The 14,218-nt window shown below is 65.3% G+C and carries 11 protein-coding genes; 3 read left to right on the forward strand and 8 right to left on the reverse strand.

Features of this window, described 5'->3' with window-relative positions:
* Position 1: 1 nt before the first annotated feature.
* Entirely contained in the window at positions 2 to 928 is a 927-nt protein-coding gene (gene ku, locus ACWDTF_RS12870; RefSeq protein ID WP_449754467.1) for a non-homologous end joining protein Ku, read from the reverse strand.
* Positions 929 to 1,016: 88 nt separating this feature from the next.
* Between ku and ACWDTF_RS12875 the strand changes: the two genes are divergently transcribed.
* The 3 genes from ACWDTF_RS12875 (at position 1,017) to ACWDTF_RS12885 (ending at position 5,172) form a co-directional block, all read left to right on the forward strand.
* Positions 1,017 to 3,539 (forward strand): ATP-dependent DNA ligase, encoded by a 2,523-nt coding sequence (locus ACWDTF_RS12875; RefSeq protein WP_449754468.1) that lies wholly within the window; start codon positions 1,017 to 1,019, stop codon positions 3,537 to 3,539.
* Between the two features lie 45 nt (positions 3,540 to 3,584).
* On the forward strand, positions 3,585 to 4,346 hold the full coding sequence (locus ACWDTF_RS12880) for a dienelactone hydrolase family protein (protein ID WP_355277095.1): 762 nt from the start codon (positions 3,585 to 3,587) through the stop codon (positions 4,344 to 4,346).
* 85 nt (positions 4,347 to 4,431) lie between these two features.
* Entirely contained in the window at positions 4,432 to 5,172 is a 741-nt protein-coding gene (locus ACWDTF_RS12885; protein WP_355277098.1) for a metallophosphoesterase, read from the forward strand.
* A 6-nt stretch (positions 5,173 to 5,178) separates the two neighbouring features.
* On the opposite strand, the gene ACWDTF_RS12890 is transcribed toward ACWDTF_RS12885, so the two are convergent.
* The 7 genes from ACWDTF_RS12890 to ACWDTF_RS12920 form a co-directional block, all read right to left on the reverse strand.
* Positions 5,179 to 7,419: a solute carrier family 23 protein gene (locus tag ACWDTF_RS12890; protein ID WP_449754469.1), complete on the reverse strand. Its 2,241-nt coding sequence runs from the start codon at positions 7,417 to 7,419 to the stop codon at positions 5,179 to 5,181.
* 367 nt (positions 7,420 to 7,786) lie between these two features.
* Positions 7,787 to 8,797: a YdcF family protein gene (locus ACWDTF_RS12895; RefSeq protein ID WP_355277107.1), complete on the reverse strand. Its 1,011-nt coding sequence runs from the start codon at positions 8,795 to 8,797 to the stop codon at positions 7,787 to 7,789.
* 133 nt (positions 8,798 to 8,930) lie between these two features.
* On the reverse strand, positions 8,931 to 9,374 hold the full coding sequence (locus ACWDTF_RS12900; RefSeq protein ID WP_240855019.1) for a DoxX family protein: 444 nt from the start codon (positions 9,372 to 9,374) through the stop codon (positions 8,931 to 8,933).
* Positions 9,375 to 9,443: 69 nt separating this feature from the next.
* A complete protein-coding gene (locus tag ACWDTF_RS12905) occupies positions 9,444 to 10,958 on the reverse strand; it encodes an NAD(P)(+) transhydrogenase (Re/Si-specific) subunit beta (RefSeq protein WP_240855021.1) in 1,515 nt (504 codons plus the stop codon).
* Complete coding sequence (locus tag ACWDTF_RS12910; protein WP_240855022.1) at positions 10,955 to 11,260, reverse strand: NAD(P) transhydrogenase subunit alpha; 306 nt, start codon at positions 11,258 to 11,260, stop codon at positions 10,955 to 10,957. The genes ACWDTF_RS12905 and ACWDTF_RS12910 overlap by 4 nt, the downstream gene beginning before the upstream one ends.
* Positions 11,260 to 12,348, reverse strand: a complete 1,089-nt coding sequence (locus tag ACWDTF_RS12915; protein ID WP_240855024.1) for a Re/Si-specific NAD(P)(+) transhydrogenase subunit alpha — start codon at positions 12,346 to 12,348, stop codon at positions 11,260 to 11,262. Before ACWDTF_RS12915 ends, ACWDTF_RS12910 begins: the two co-directional genes overlap by 1 nt.
* 233 nt (positions 12,349 to 12,581) lie before the next feature.
* Positions 12,582 to 14,156 carry a PE-PPE domain-containing protein gene (locus tag ACWDTF_RS12920; protein WP_355277197.1) on the reverse strand — a complete coding sequence of 525 codons (1,575 nt, stop codon included), beginning with the start codon at positions 14,154 to 14,156 and terminating at the stop codon, positions 12,582 to 12,584.
* Positions 14,157 to 14,218: the final 62 nt, after the last annotated feature.

Consider the following 14,218-nt stretch of genomic DNA (forward strand, 5'->3'; position numbering starts at 1 on the left):
CTCAGCTCGCCTTGCGCGGAGCCTTCTTCGCCGCGGCCTTCTTGGCGGGCGCCTTCTTGGCAGCGGCCTTCTTGGCAGGCGCCTTCTTCGCGGCCGCCTTCTTGGCCGGAGCCTTCTTTGCCGGGGCCTTGTCGTCCGCCGAGTCCTCGGGCCCGCGGTCCTTCACCGACGCGCGCAGCGCCGCCAGCAGATCGGCCACCTCGGAGTCCTCGTCGACGGTGTCCTCTGCTTCGGTCTCGGGGAATGCCTCGGATCCGTCGGCCTTGGCCTCGATGAGTTTGGACAGTTCCACCTGGTAGGTGTCCTCGAATTCACCCGGATCGTAATCCTTGGCCATCGTCTCGATCAGCGACGACGCCATCTTCAGCTCTTGGTCGTGGATCGTGATGTCGTCGTCGAGGAAGCCGAAATCGGGCTTGCGAACCTCGTCGGGCCACAGCAGGGTCTGCAGTGTCATCACGCCGTCGACGACGCGCAGCGCTGCCATCCGGGTGCGGTTGCGCAAGGTGAACGACGTGATCGCGAGTCGCTCGGTTTCCTCGAGCGCCTTGGCCAGCAACGCGTAGGCCTTCGGTGATTTCGACGACGGCTCCAGGTAGTAGGGCTTGTCGAAATAGATGGGATCGACCTGGTCAACCGGCACGAATTCGAGAATCGAGATCTCCGGGCTCTTCTGTACCGGCAGCGTCGCGAGGTCGTCTTTGGTGAGGATCACGGTCTCGCCGGAGTCGGCCTCGTAGGCGTTGGCGATGTCGCCGTAGTCGACCTCGGTGTCGGTGCCCTCCCGCACGCGCCGATAGCGGATTCGGGTTCCGTCCTTCGAATCCACCTGGAACGACTTGCGGTCGTGGCTTTCCGTCGCCGAGTACACCTTGACCGGAACGTTCACCAGGCCAAAGCTCAGATCGCCCTTCCAGATCGAGCGCATGGGGCCATTGTGCCACCTGAGACGCCATCGCGGCAGCGATGACCCTGGAGATGACGTCACCGGCCGCGCCGCAGTGGACAATGGATGCATGGCGACCGGCGGAACCCATCTCGACGTCGACGGCCACCGGATTTCCATCACCAACCTCACCAAGGTGCTGTATCCGGCTACGGGCACGCGGAAGTTCGAGGTCATCGACTACTACTCGCGGATCGCCGACGTCATGCTGCCCCACCTCGCCGGGCGGCTGATCACCCGCAAGCGGTGGCCGGGCGGCGTGGAGTCGACGCCCTTCTTCGAAAAGGACCTGCCAGAGAGCGCACCCGACTGGATCACCCGGTACGGCATCGAGCACAGCGAACGGGTGATCACCTACGCGGTCGCCGACTCGCGCGCAACACTCGTATGGCTGGCGCAGATGGCGGCGCTGGAACTGCACGCTCATCAGTGGCGTCTTCCGATCGGGCCCGACGGCCCCAAGGCCAACCGCATGGTCCTCGACCTCGACCCCGGGCCCGACGTTGCGCTGAGCGACTGCGCCCAGGTCGCCCGCGAGATCCGCGACCTCCTCGCCGACGCAGGCATGTCTACCTACCCGGTCACCAGCGGCGGCAAGGGCATTCACGTCTACGCACGGCTCCCGCGGCCGGTGTCGCCGGACGCGGCGCGCACGCTGGCCAAGGAGATCGCCACCCGACTGGCCCGCGAGCACCCCGAGCGCGTCACCGCGACGATGGCGAAAACCCAACGCGAACAACGCATATTCATCGACTGGAGTCAGAACAGCGGCTCCAAGACCACGCTGTCGCCGTACTCGCTGCGCGGGCGCGCACAACCCTGGGTCGCCGCCCCGCGGACGTGGGACGAACTCGAGGATCCCGACCTCGCGCAACTGCTCTATACCGACGTCCTCGACCGCATCGAATCCGACGGCGACCTGCTCGGCGATCTCGACGACGACTATGCGGAGCCACGTCCCGCTGATCGATCTCGACACGACGCCTCGCTCCGCTCGGGGTCGGCTCGATCCGGCGGAGCCGACACCGAGCCCCCACCCGCTGATCGATCTCGACACGACGCCTCGCTCCGCTCGGGGTCGGCTCGATCCGGCGGAGCCGACACCGAGCCCCCTGGGGCGAGGCGTCGTGTCGAGATCACTCCACCAGCTACCGACACACAGGTCGTCAACCTCCGCGAGTACAAGCGAAAGCGCAACGCGGCCAAGACTCCCGAGCCGTTCGGCGACGAGAACCACCGCAGCCGTGCGGAAGACACCGTCGACGAGTCCCGACCACCCGGTCCGATCTTCGTCATCCAGGAACACCACGCACGCCGTCTGCACTACGACTTCCGCCTCGAACACGACGGCGTGCTGGTGTCGTGGGCGGTGCCGAAGAATCTGCCGACCGATCCCGACCAGAACCGGCTGGCCGTGCAGACCGAGGACCACCCGATGGACTACGCCGACTTCGAGGGCGACATCCCTTCGGGTGAATATGGTGGCGGCCACGTATCTATTTGGGACAAAGGAACATTCACCACCGAGAAGTGGCGCGACAAGGAGATCATCGTCCGCCTCGACGGCGAGCGGGTGCAGGGCCGCTACGCGCTGATCAAGACCGGCGACAAGAACTGGCTCGCCCATCTGATGAGCGACGAACCCCGCCCGATCGTGCCGGACAGCCTCACCGATCCACGTCCGATGCTGGCCACCGACGAGTCGATCGACGGCCTGTCCGGCGACTGGGCGTTCGAGGGGAAATGGGACGGATATCGAATCCTGTTGCGCTACATCAATGGTGAGCTGAAACTGACGTCGCGCTCAGGCATCGACATGACCCGCGACTTCCCCGAACTCGCATCCGTCACCGACGATCTCGGCCTACTCGACGTGGTCCTCGACGGCGAGGTGGTGGCCCTCGACTCGACCGGCCGCACCAACTTCACGCTGCTCACCTCTCGCAACAACACAGACGAACCCCTGACACTCAAGCTGTACCTGTTCGACATCCTCTACCTCAACGGTTCGTCGCTCCTGCGTCGCACGTGGGAGCAACGCCGCGAACTGCTCGACGAACTGGCGCCCGCCTTCCGCCGTTCGACCCACGTCGAGATTCCCGCCCTGTTGCCGGGCCCGGGCCGGGCGGCGGCCGAGTACAGCCGCGAACACAACATGGAAGGCGTTGTCGCCAAACGTCGATCGTCGATCTACCAACAGGGACGACGATCCACGTCGTGGCTCAAACACAAGAACTGGAGCGACATCGAGGTCGTCGTCGGCGGCTGGCGACCGGGACGCGGTTCGCGCGCGAACACCATCGGATCGCTCCTCCTGGGACTGCCCGAGGAGACCGGACTTCGGTACGTCGGGCGGGTGGGTACCGGTTTCACCGACGCCGCGTTGAGTTCACTCGCGGCCGAACTCGAGCCGCTGCAGATCTCCCGTTCGCCGTTCCTGGACAAGCTCGACCGTCCCGTCGCGTCGACCGCAATCTGGGTGCTGCCCAAGATCGTCGGCGAGGTTCGGTTCATGGACTGGACCAGCACGGGGCACCTCCGACATCCGAGTTGGCGCGGAATCCGCCACGACAAGCTGCCCGGAGATCTGTGAACCACGCACGACACCACCGCCCGAGATCGACGAGAGGACCACGCAATGCCCGGTGAGAACATCGTGATCGCCGCCGCCGACGGGGATGCCGAGGCCTACGTCGCCCGCCCGGACGACGACGGCCCACACCCCGGGGTGTTGTTCCTGACCGACGCGATCGGGTTACGTCCGCACACCCGGGCCATGGCCGACCGAATAGCGTCCTGGGGGTACGTCGTGCTGGCGCCCAACGTGTTCTACCGCAACGGCACCGCCGAGGAAGTGGCCCCCGCCTACGACCTTCTCCTCCCCGAGGACCGGGCCGCCTTCATGAAGGTGGCGATGGGGCGGGTGCGGACGCTGACCGATGACGTCGTGATACCGGACCTCACCCGCTACCTCGACGCGCTCGCCGCGCTGCCGGACGTGTCGGGTTCACACATCGGCGTCACGGGCTACTGCATGGGCGGCAGGCTGGCCCTGCTCGCCGCGCGTACCCGGCCGGAGCAGGTCGCGGCCGTCGGCATGTTCCACACCGGTCGGCTGGTGACCGAAGACTCATCGAGCCCACACCTGCACATGGCCGGCATCGACGCTTTTGTGCTCGCGATCCACGCCGACAACGACCGGTCGCTGCCCGCGACCGCCGTCGCGCAGTTCGAACATGCGCTGATCTCCAGCGGTGTCACACATCACGCGACCGTCTATCCCGGCGCAGCACACGGATACACCATGGCCGACACCGCGGACTATCACCACGCAGCGGCCGAGCACCACTACGACGAACTCGAAGCTCTGTTCGCGCGGACTTTGACACCGCACCACTGAACCGCGACTCACGCCCACCCTCGCCTCACCTCCACCGTCCGACGCGGCTAGCCTTCATGGGAGTCAGTGACGTACAGGAGTACCCGTGTTCGTTGTCGCCCACATCAGCGACCTTCATTTCAATGGCACGCGGTTCAACCGCAGCCGCATCGAGTCGACGCTGAGTTATCTCAACGCGCGCGCCGACGGCATCGATGTGCTGCTCGTCACCGGAGACATCGCCGACGAGGGCAGCCCCAGTGAGTACCGCGAGGCCTTCCTCGTCCTCGACAGCCCGCTGCCCATGCTCATCACCGCGGGCAACCACGACATCCGCGAGAACTTCAGCGCCGCGCTCCTGAAGGAGGAGACGTCGTCGCCGATCAACTGGTCGGAGACCATCGACGACGTCCTCTTCATCATCGCCGACAGTTCCATCCCCGGACGCAACGACGGCTACCTGTCCGACGACACCCTCGCCTGGATGTCCGAGGAGATCACTCGCCACGGTGCCGACAATCCCGTGTTCATCGCGTTTCATCACCCACCGGCCAAGCTCTCGATGCCGTTCATGGACTCGATCCGTCAGACCGGCGAGGATCGGCTCGCGGCCATGGTGGAGCGCCATCCCAACGTCGTTGCTTTCCTGTGCGGACACGCGCACACACCGGCCGTCACGCACTTCGCGGGGCGTCCGCTGTGTATCGCGCCGGGTGTCGCGTCGACCCTGAATCTCCCGTTCGAGGGCACCGAGATCGTCAACCGCGGTCAGCCGCCGGGAATCGCCTTCCACATCCTCGACGACGACGGGCGACTCGTCACCCACTTCCGTTCGGTCATGTTCTGAAGATCCTCACGAAGTGACCAGAGCGTCCGCGTTGCGTCCCACCGGACGGATCGTCGTGGTGGTCACCTCGTAGACCCGTGCGGTCTCGATGTCGAAGAACATGCCGACGATCCGCAACGTCGACTCGGCCGCAGCGCGACCCACCATCGGATGCCTGCTCAGCGTCTCGACCTGCTTGGCCACGTTCACCACTGACAGCCGATCCACTTCGCCGAAGCCCAGATCGGCAGCCGCGCGGCCGGCCGGATGCCCCAACTGGTACGCCATCACACTCGGCCTCCCGTGCCGCAACCACCGGCGCACCGGACCGACATCGTTGTCCGAGTCGTCGTCGGTGATGAGCGCGTGCATCGCTCCGCAGGACGAATGTCCGCACACCACAACCGAAGTCACACCCAATTCGCCGACCGCGAACTCCAGCGCGGCCTGGACGGAATCGTCCGACGAGTCGATCGGCGGAACGAGATTGCCGACGTTGCGAACGGTGAACAGGTCACCCGGACCGCTGGCGGTGATCACATTCGGCAACAGCCGGGAGTCGGCACAGGTCAGGAAGAGTGCATCCGGATCCTGACTGCTGACGACGTCGGACATGTTGGCGCGCAGCGCTTCTGCATGATTCTGGTGGTACTCGTCGACGCCGCCGATGATCGAGCGCAACGACGGCGGCCGGGTGTCGGCTTCCGCGTCGATGTTGGCGGGACGCTTGCGCCACGGGGTGAGGCCGGCGAATCCCATCGTGTGCCGACGCGGAGGACGCCGCGGCGCATCGGCCAACCGCGCCTTGCCCTTCTCCACGACATGCACGCTTCCGCCACCCGCCTCGTGCGCCCACCGGAAGTCCTCGAGCATCTCCGACGCCGCGTGGTCGAGGAAGTCGGTGTCGAGTTCCAGGGTGACATGGGCATCGTCGGGAACAGTGTTCAGGGCCTTGTTGAGTTTCGGGAGGGCCAGGAAGCTCAGCGAGCCGTGCACGCGCACCAGCCATTGTCGAGACCGATTGGTACCCAGCGGCTCCGAGGTGATCTCGGCGCGTACCACCCGCCACACCACCATTGCAACGGCGAGCGCCAGACCGATCGCGACACCTTCGAGCAAGTTGAGGAACACGACGCCGAGCACGGTCACCGCGTAGACCCACAGGTCACCGGTTCGCAGTGCGGTCTTCATGTGCGCGAGCTTCACCAACTGGAGTCCGATGACCACCAGCAGGCCCGCCAGCGCGGCGGTGGGGATCTGCTCCACGAGGCCGGTCAGGAACACCGCGAAGACCAGCACCCAGACGCCGTGCATGATGGCCGACCAGCGCGTCCTGGCCCCGGTCGCGACATTGGTTGAGCTACGGACGATCACGCCGGTCACGGGCAGACCGCCGAGCATTCCCGAGGCAATGTTGGCGCTGCCCTGGCCAAGCAGTTCACGGTTGAGATCGCTGCGGGCGCCGGTGTGCATCTTGTCCACCGCGACCGCAGACAGCAGCGACTCCACACTCGCGATCAACGCGACGGTCAGGACGCCCATGACCACGGCTCCCCAATTCCCGCTGGGCAATTCGGGAAGGGCGATCGCCTCGAAGAAGTTGCCGTCGATGGCGATCTTCTCCACGTCGAGCGAGAAGAACAGCGCCACCAGGGTCGCACCGACCACAGCCACCAACGGACCCGGCACCTTGCGCACCTTGGGCGGCATCAACGGCCAACTCAGCATCACCGCGATCACGATCACGCCGACGAGAGCGTCCGCCCAGGCCACGTGGGCGACCTGACCGGGCAGTTCGCTGAGGTTCTCCCACGCACTGCTCGCCGAACTGCCGCCGAGCAGCACGTGAATCTGCTGCAGTGCGATGGTGATGCCGATTCCGGCGAGCATCGCATGCACGACGACCGGTGCGATCGCGAGCGCCGCACCGGCAATTCGGCTGAGCCCGAACACAATTTGCAGACACCCGGCGCAGACGGTGATGAAGCAGGTCACCTTCCACCCGAAGTTGGCGACCATCTCGGCAACCACCACGGTGAGGCCGGCCGCCGGGCCGGACACCTGCAGTTTGCTACCCCCGATGGCGCCGGCGACGATACCCCCGATCACCGCCGCGATGAGACCGGCAAGCACCGGAGCGTCGGATGCGATGGCAATCCCCAATGACAGGGGGAGCGCGACCAGAAAGACCACGAGCGACGCCGGCAGGTCATACCGGACGTTCTCACGGAATTCCGAAAGGGCTCCCCCGAACCCCTTATTCGACATGACAACGACCGTACGGATGTTTTGTTAACACGGAAAGAACTGGCGAAACGGACATGGTGTGAGATCCGCTCCACATCGCGCGTCGATGTGTCGGCGCTCACTTCCTCGTCGAATGAGATTGAAAGACACTGCACGACACATCAATTCATGCGCATGAGTTCATTCGGGCGCCCACCAGCCGACGGCGTCGGCGATCGTGGAGGCGGGAAGGGGTGGAAGTCGGGGCCGCCAGGAACACGCGCCCACAAAAGTAGGGGAAGAAACTTCTTCCCCTACCCTTGGAGTCCTCCCCCAGAAGTTTCCCGCGGACGACTACGAAACCCGGGGAAGAAGTTCTTCCCCTAGATTTTTCGAGTCAGGCAACCGGCTACTTCGACGACCCGGTACCCAGCAGCTCGAGGAGTTTGCCACCGATCTCCGGGATCAGTCCCGGCCCGGCGTCGGGGAGGTTTTGTGGGAGCGCCCCGGGCTGACGCGACACCGGGATCTTTGCGGTCCGGGTGGCCTCGACGCGAATCCCGGTCTGCCGCTCCTTGGGTAGCGTTGCGGCGTAACGGGAAAGCTCGGTCGAGGTGGTCAGGGTGCCCACGATGCGCAGCCCGGTCGCCGCGAAATCGGCTGCTGCCCTGCGAATGTGATTGGGCGAGGTGATCAGGATGATGTCCCGGACACCGGTGCGCTGGAGAATGGCCGCGGTGTTCTGGGCGTTGGCGACAGTCGATCCGGACTTGTCCTCGGTGGTGATGCGGCTCGCGTCGACTCCGTTGTCCACCAACCACTTCTGCATGGCGGAAGCCTCGGTGACACCGCTTTTCGGCGCTCCGCCGGTGACCACGATGGGCGCCGTCGTGCTGACCTCGGCCTGAGCCTTGCCCGCTCGCACACGATTCACGAGTTCGGGAGCCATCTTCCCGTTGCCGTTGAGGCCGTATCCGAGGATGACGATCGTCGGCCGGCCCGCGACGGTCTTCGGCGTGGTGTCCGGCACGATCTTGGCGGCCGCCTCCACACCGCTGATGATGTTGCGTGCGATCGTGGCCAGCTGCGGGTTCATCATCGACAGCTTGCTCAGTGCACCTTGCACACCGCTGCTGTCGCCCAGTTGGTCCGACCAGATCGCCTGCAGCGCAATCGCCTCGGCGTCAGCGGGCGCCATACTCACGACTTGCTTCAACGCGGCGAGCCCGCCCGCCACGTCGCCTGCGGCGAATTTCTTCTGCGCGTCGTTGTACATCGACGACGCGTCGAGCGTGGTCGCGACCGGCACCACGTCGTGGTTGCCGAGCACCGGCATCGTGCCGATCACACCGCCACCGATCGCCGCAACAGCAACGGTCGCCGCAGCGGCGAGCTTGAAACGTCGAGTCACCCTGGTCACAGAAGTCACTGGCGTAACAGTAGAGAAGGCGCGCAACGCCACGACACCCGTCCGATCCCAAGTCGATAACGACCCAGTGCAGACAGCAAAGGGCAGGCGACGTTGTGTCGCCTGCCCTTCGAGGCAGCGAAGATCAGGGAGCGCTGGAGCGGATACCCGCAACCCTCAGCAACTCCGGGCGGCGCAAGACCAGGCCGATCCACATGAACACTCCGAGGTAGACGGCGAACAGAGTGGTGGATACCAGGGGCGACTCGATCCGCATGTTCGCGGTGACCGCACCACCGAGGTAAGCCGTGATGCCGAGCGCCCCCAGCACCGCTGTACGCGGAATCGCGTACACCGCAAGGCAAACCAGGAGGACCGTACCCATCACGTAGCTCTGGTCGACGGGAAAGCCGAGGTCGGCCATGCCCTCGACCACCGCGTCGGGCTGGGTCAGCTTGCCCACGATGTCGAAGATGAGGAAGGCGCCGACCAGGACGCTGATGACCACGCCCGTGGTGTGCCGCCAATTGCGTGACTTCGCGGGAGCGTCGTCGTTGATGTTCTGCAGGGTTCCGATGATCGCGTTCATGATGTCCTCCGAGTGAAAGTGGGTGATGCCCATACAGACATCACCCACTCGGAAAACTCATCGGAGCGTCTACAGCGCTTTGAGTTCCTCCACCACGGAGTCGACGGACTTCTTGGCGTCGCCGAACAGCATCGAGGTCTGGTCGGCGAAGAACAGCGGGTTCTCGATACCTGCGTAGCCCGACGACATCGACCGCTTCAGCACGATCACCGACCGCGCCTCGTCGACGTTGAGGATCGGCATGCCGTGGATCGGTGAGCCCGGGTCGTTGCGCGCGGCCGGGTTGGTCACGTCGTTGGCGCCGATCACGATGGCGACGTCGGTGCGGTTGAACTCACCGTTGATGTCGTCCATCTCCTTCATCGCGTCATACGGCACATCCGCTTCTGCCAGAAGCACATTCATGTGTCCGGGCATACGACCGGCGACCGGGTGGATCGCGTACTTGACCTCGACACCCTTGGATTCGAGGATCGACGCCATCTCCTTGACCGCGTGCTGCGCCTGCGCGACCGCAAGACCGTAACCGGGCACGACGATGACCTGGTTGGCGTAGGCCATCTGGATCGCCGCGTCGGCCGACGAGGTGGCCTTGACGGTGCCGCCCGCGCTGCCGGCCGGTCCGCCGCCTGCCGCGTCGTCTCCGCCGAAGGAGCCGAACACGATCGCGGGGATCGAGCGGTTCATGGCCTTGGCCATGAGGTTGGTCAGGATCGAGCCGGACGCGCCGACGATCATGCCGGCCACGATCATCGCCTGGTTGTTCAGCGCGAGGCCGGCGGCCGCGGCCGACAGACCGGTGAGCGCGTTGAGCAGCGAGATCACGACGGGCATGTCGGCGCCGCCGATCGGGAACACCACGAACAGACCCATCAGGCCGGCGATCACCAGTACGGCAACGATCCAGAACCACGGCGTCGCGTCGGTGTTGTCGGCAGACAGACCGATGTAGATGGCGATTGCGACGGCCGCGATGGCCAGCACGATATTGGCGAACTGGAACAGCTTCGCGTTCTTGACGAAGGTCTTCTCGAGCCCCTTCGGCATGATCTCCTGCAGCTTGGCAAACGCCACCAGCGAGCCCCAGAACGAGACCGAACCGATGATGGCCGCGAACAGCGAACCGACGATCACGTGGACGTCGGGCTCGGCGTGCAGGGCGGTGAAGCCGTCGGACTCGATGTACTCGGCCCACGCGATCAGCGCCACGGTGCCGCCACCGACGCCGTTGAACAGCGCGACGAGCTGCGGCATGGCGGTCATCTTGGTCTTCAGTGCGGGCGGAATGCCCAGCACCACACCGATAATCAGACCGGCGACGATGAGGATCCAGTTGATCGCGGGTACACCGTCGACACTCGGCGGGTTGTTGTACACGTACAGCAGGGTCGCGACGATGGCGATTCCCATGCCGACGGCGGCAATCCAGTTGCCGCGCACCGCGGTCTTGGGTCCGGTCAGACCCATCAGGCCGTAGATGAACAGCGAGAACGCGACGATGTAGAGAACCGTCACGCCGTAGCCGAGAGCCTCGTACTTCTCGGTCCCGGCGGCAAGAGCAAGATTGCGGACGTTGCCGTTCACTTGGCGGCCTCCTTCTTACCCTTGAACATGCCGAGCATGCGGTCGGTGACGGCGAAACCGCCCACCACGTTGAGCGTTCCGAACACGAGCGCGACGAACCCGATGATGCGAACTCCCCAGCTCGCGTCTTCGGGCAACGAACCCAGCACCACCAGCGCGCCCAGCACGACGATGCCGTGGATGGCGTTGGTGCCCGACATCAGCGGGGTGTGCAGTGTGTTGGGCACTTTGGAGATCACGGCGAAGCCCACGAACCCGGCCAGAACCAGGATCGCGATGTTCGCCAACAATGGGGTGTACATCAGGCAGTCGCCTCCTTCGCCTCGCGCGTCACGCACGATGCGGCCAGCACCTCGTCGTCGAAATCCGGGGCGATGGCTCCGTTGTCGTCGAGCATCAGCTCGATGAGCGCGAGCAAGTTCTTGGAGTAGAGCTCGCTGGCGTGCTCGGGCATGGTGGCCGGCAGGTTCAGCGGCGAGGTGATCGTGACGTCGTGGCGGACGACGGTCTGCCCCGGCTCGGTCAGCTCACAGTTGCCCCCGGTCTCACCGGCGAGGTCGACGATCACACTGCCCGGCTTCATCCCCTCGACCGCAGCGGCGGTGACGAGGCGCGGTGCCGGGCGTCCGGGCACGAGTGCGGTGGTGATGACGATGTCGAAGCCCTTGATGGCGTCTTCCAGTGCCTTCTGCTGCTGGGCGCGCTCGTCCTCGGTCAGTTCACGCGCGTAACCGCCTTCGCCGGCGGCGTCGATGCCGAGGTCGAGCCACTGCGCGCCGACCGAGCGGACCTGCTCGGCCACCTCGGGCCGGACGTCGTAGCCGGTGGTCCGCGCGCCGAGTCGCTTGGCGGTGGCCAGCGCCTGCAGGCCGGCCACGCCGACGCCCAGAATCAGCGCGGTTGCCGGCTTCACCGTCCCGGCGGCCGTGGTCAGCATCGGGAAGAAGCGGGTCGACAGATCAGCTGCGACGATGACCGACTTGTAGCCGGACACGTTGCCCTGCGAACTGAGCGCGTCCATCACCTGCGCGCGAGAGATGCGCGGAATGGCCTCGACGGCGTAGGCCTCGATGCCCGCGGCCTTCAGCGCACCGATCTGGTTGTCGGCGTTGCGCGGCGCCAGGAAGCCGATCAGCTTCTGACCGCTGCGCAGCTTGCCGATCTCCTCGTCCGACGGCGGCGCGACGCGCAGCACGACGTCGGCCGAATACGGATCGCCGATCGTTGCGCCCGCATCGGTGTACGCCTCGTCGGGGATCAGTGCGCCGAGACCGGCACCCGATTCCACGACGACGGGCACACCCTTGCCCACCAGCGACGCGGCCACCTTGGGAACGAGCGCCACGCGACGCTCACCCTGGGCCGTTTCGCGCACGACACCCACACTCATGTTTCTCACCTTGTCTGGTCCGCAGCGCCGACCCATGCGCTGCGCGGGCGATGCAATGTCGCCCGGCTCACAAAACGTGCGAAGAACATAGCATGCCCTCAGCAAGCGTGACTGACGCAGTCAGATAGGTCACTTACCCCTTGACGAGACGTCCTCCTGGACTTATGGACACATGTCCAGTCTGGTGTCCATGCATTCTGGCGCTGGTCAGCCCAAAACCTGGCTGCGGCCGATCACTCCGTGTCGCCACCGGACGCGTCGTCGTTCGAGTCGTGATCGCCGTCGTTCTCGTGCGAATCGGTGGTCGATTCCGTCTTGTCGCCGTCGGTCTTGTCGCCGTCGGTCTTGTCGCTGTCGGTCTTGTCTCCGCTGTCGGCTTTATCGCCGTCCGTCTTGTCTCCGCTGTCGGCTTTATCGCTGTCGGCCTTGTCGCCGTCAGTCTTGTCGCCGTCAGACTTGTCGCCATCGGTCTTGTCGCCGTCAGCTTTATCGCCGTCGGTCTTGTCGGCGGCATCCGTCACGTCGTCGGTCGTGTTTGCCGTGGTGTCCGGGCTCTCGACACTTTGCGTTGTTTCGGCGGCGGGCTCGGGTGTGGTTTCCGCGGCGGCGGAGTCGTCACTTTGCCCATCCGTGACGGTGGCGGCGGTTCGAGCGGTGCTGCTGGTCGACACGGCCTGCCAGGCGTCGGGGTTCTGATCGGGGTCGGTGGTCGGGACCGTGAGCCCCAGTGCGTTGTAGATGAGCACCTGGAGTTCGCGTGGCGTGGGCACCGGCTGACCGGCAACGGTGGCCGCTTCACCCGGCACCGGCACCGGCACGAGCGCCGACAGCACCGCATCGAACTCGGGTGGCACCGGTATTCCCATGCCACGCAACATCATTCCCCACGGGTTGCCACCGTCGAGGACGACGTAGGTGGTGTTGTCGACCTTCCACGTCTTGATGACGGTGTACTGGTTGACGTAGTTGCCGTTTGCGCCATGGATGTAAAAGCCGGGCAAGAGATAGAAGGCCGTCTCGAAGGGGTGCGCGAGCGGATTGCCGAGCCCGCAGCCCGAATCGCCGCGCACGCAGTAGGAGATCACCTCGATGTCGCCGGTGGCCGACTCGTCGCGCGGGCCGTTGGTGTAGAGGCCGGGGATGAAGCTGGGGACCACCACTTCGGCGCCGGTGTTGGGGAATCGGGTGTCGGTGCCGAGGAGGACCACGATGTCGCTGTCCGGGATCTGGCCGGACTGATGCAGCAGGTAGGCGGCGTTCCAGGCGACCGGACCGCTCTGCGAATAGCCGTTGAGAATGATCTTCTGCCCGGAGTCTGACGGCCCGTGGGCGGCCAGCGCCGCGTCGATGGTCTTGATCGTGCCGTCGTTCACCGAGTCGTTGTAGGTGGAGTCGCCGACGAGATAAACCGGGTACCCGAGCACAGTGAAACCGAAGGCTGCTGGGTAGTTGACGATCACAAGGTGGCGGGTCTCGTCGAAGTGACCACCTTCGGGTGTGTCGTACATGCCGATGGCGACGGTGCGTCCGTACTGGTCGGCACCGTCGAAGTCGTCGGTTCCGGGGACGAGGATGACGGTCGCGTTGTCGGCGAAGTTGGCCGGCAGCCACGCGGGCCGTTGGCGAATCTGCTCGGGCTGTTGCCACGATGCAGGTACCTCGATCTCCGGCAGGGTCAGCGGGCCGGGCGCCGGGAGCGAAGCGAGCGGGCCGAGTGGCCGACCCAGCGTCGCCGACGACGCGGAACCTGGCGCAAAGAACAGTCCGATGGTGAGGAAGACACTGAAGGACAGCAGAATTCGGCGCACGTAGACCTCGATCTCACGGTGGGGGTGAGCCGAAGTCTACGGTTGTCGAAGCTGATATGTAG

This window comes from Gordonia sp. NPDC003422, from assembly GCF_053588675.1.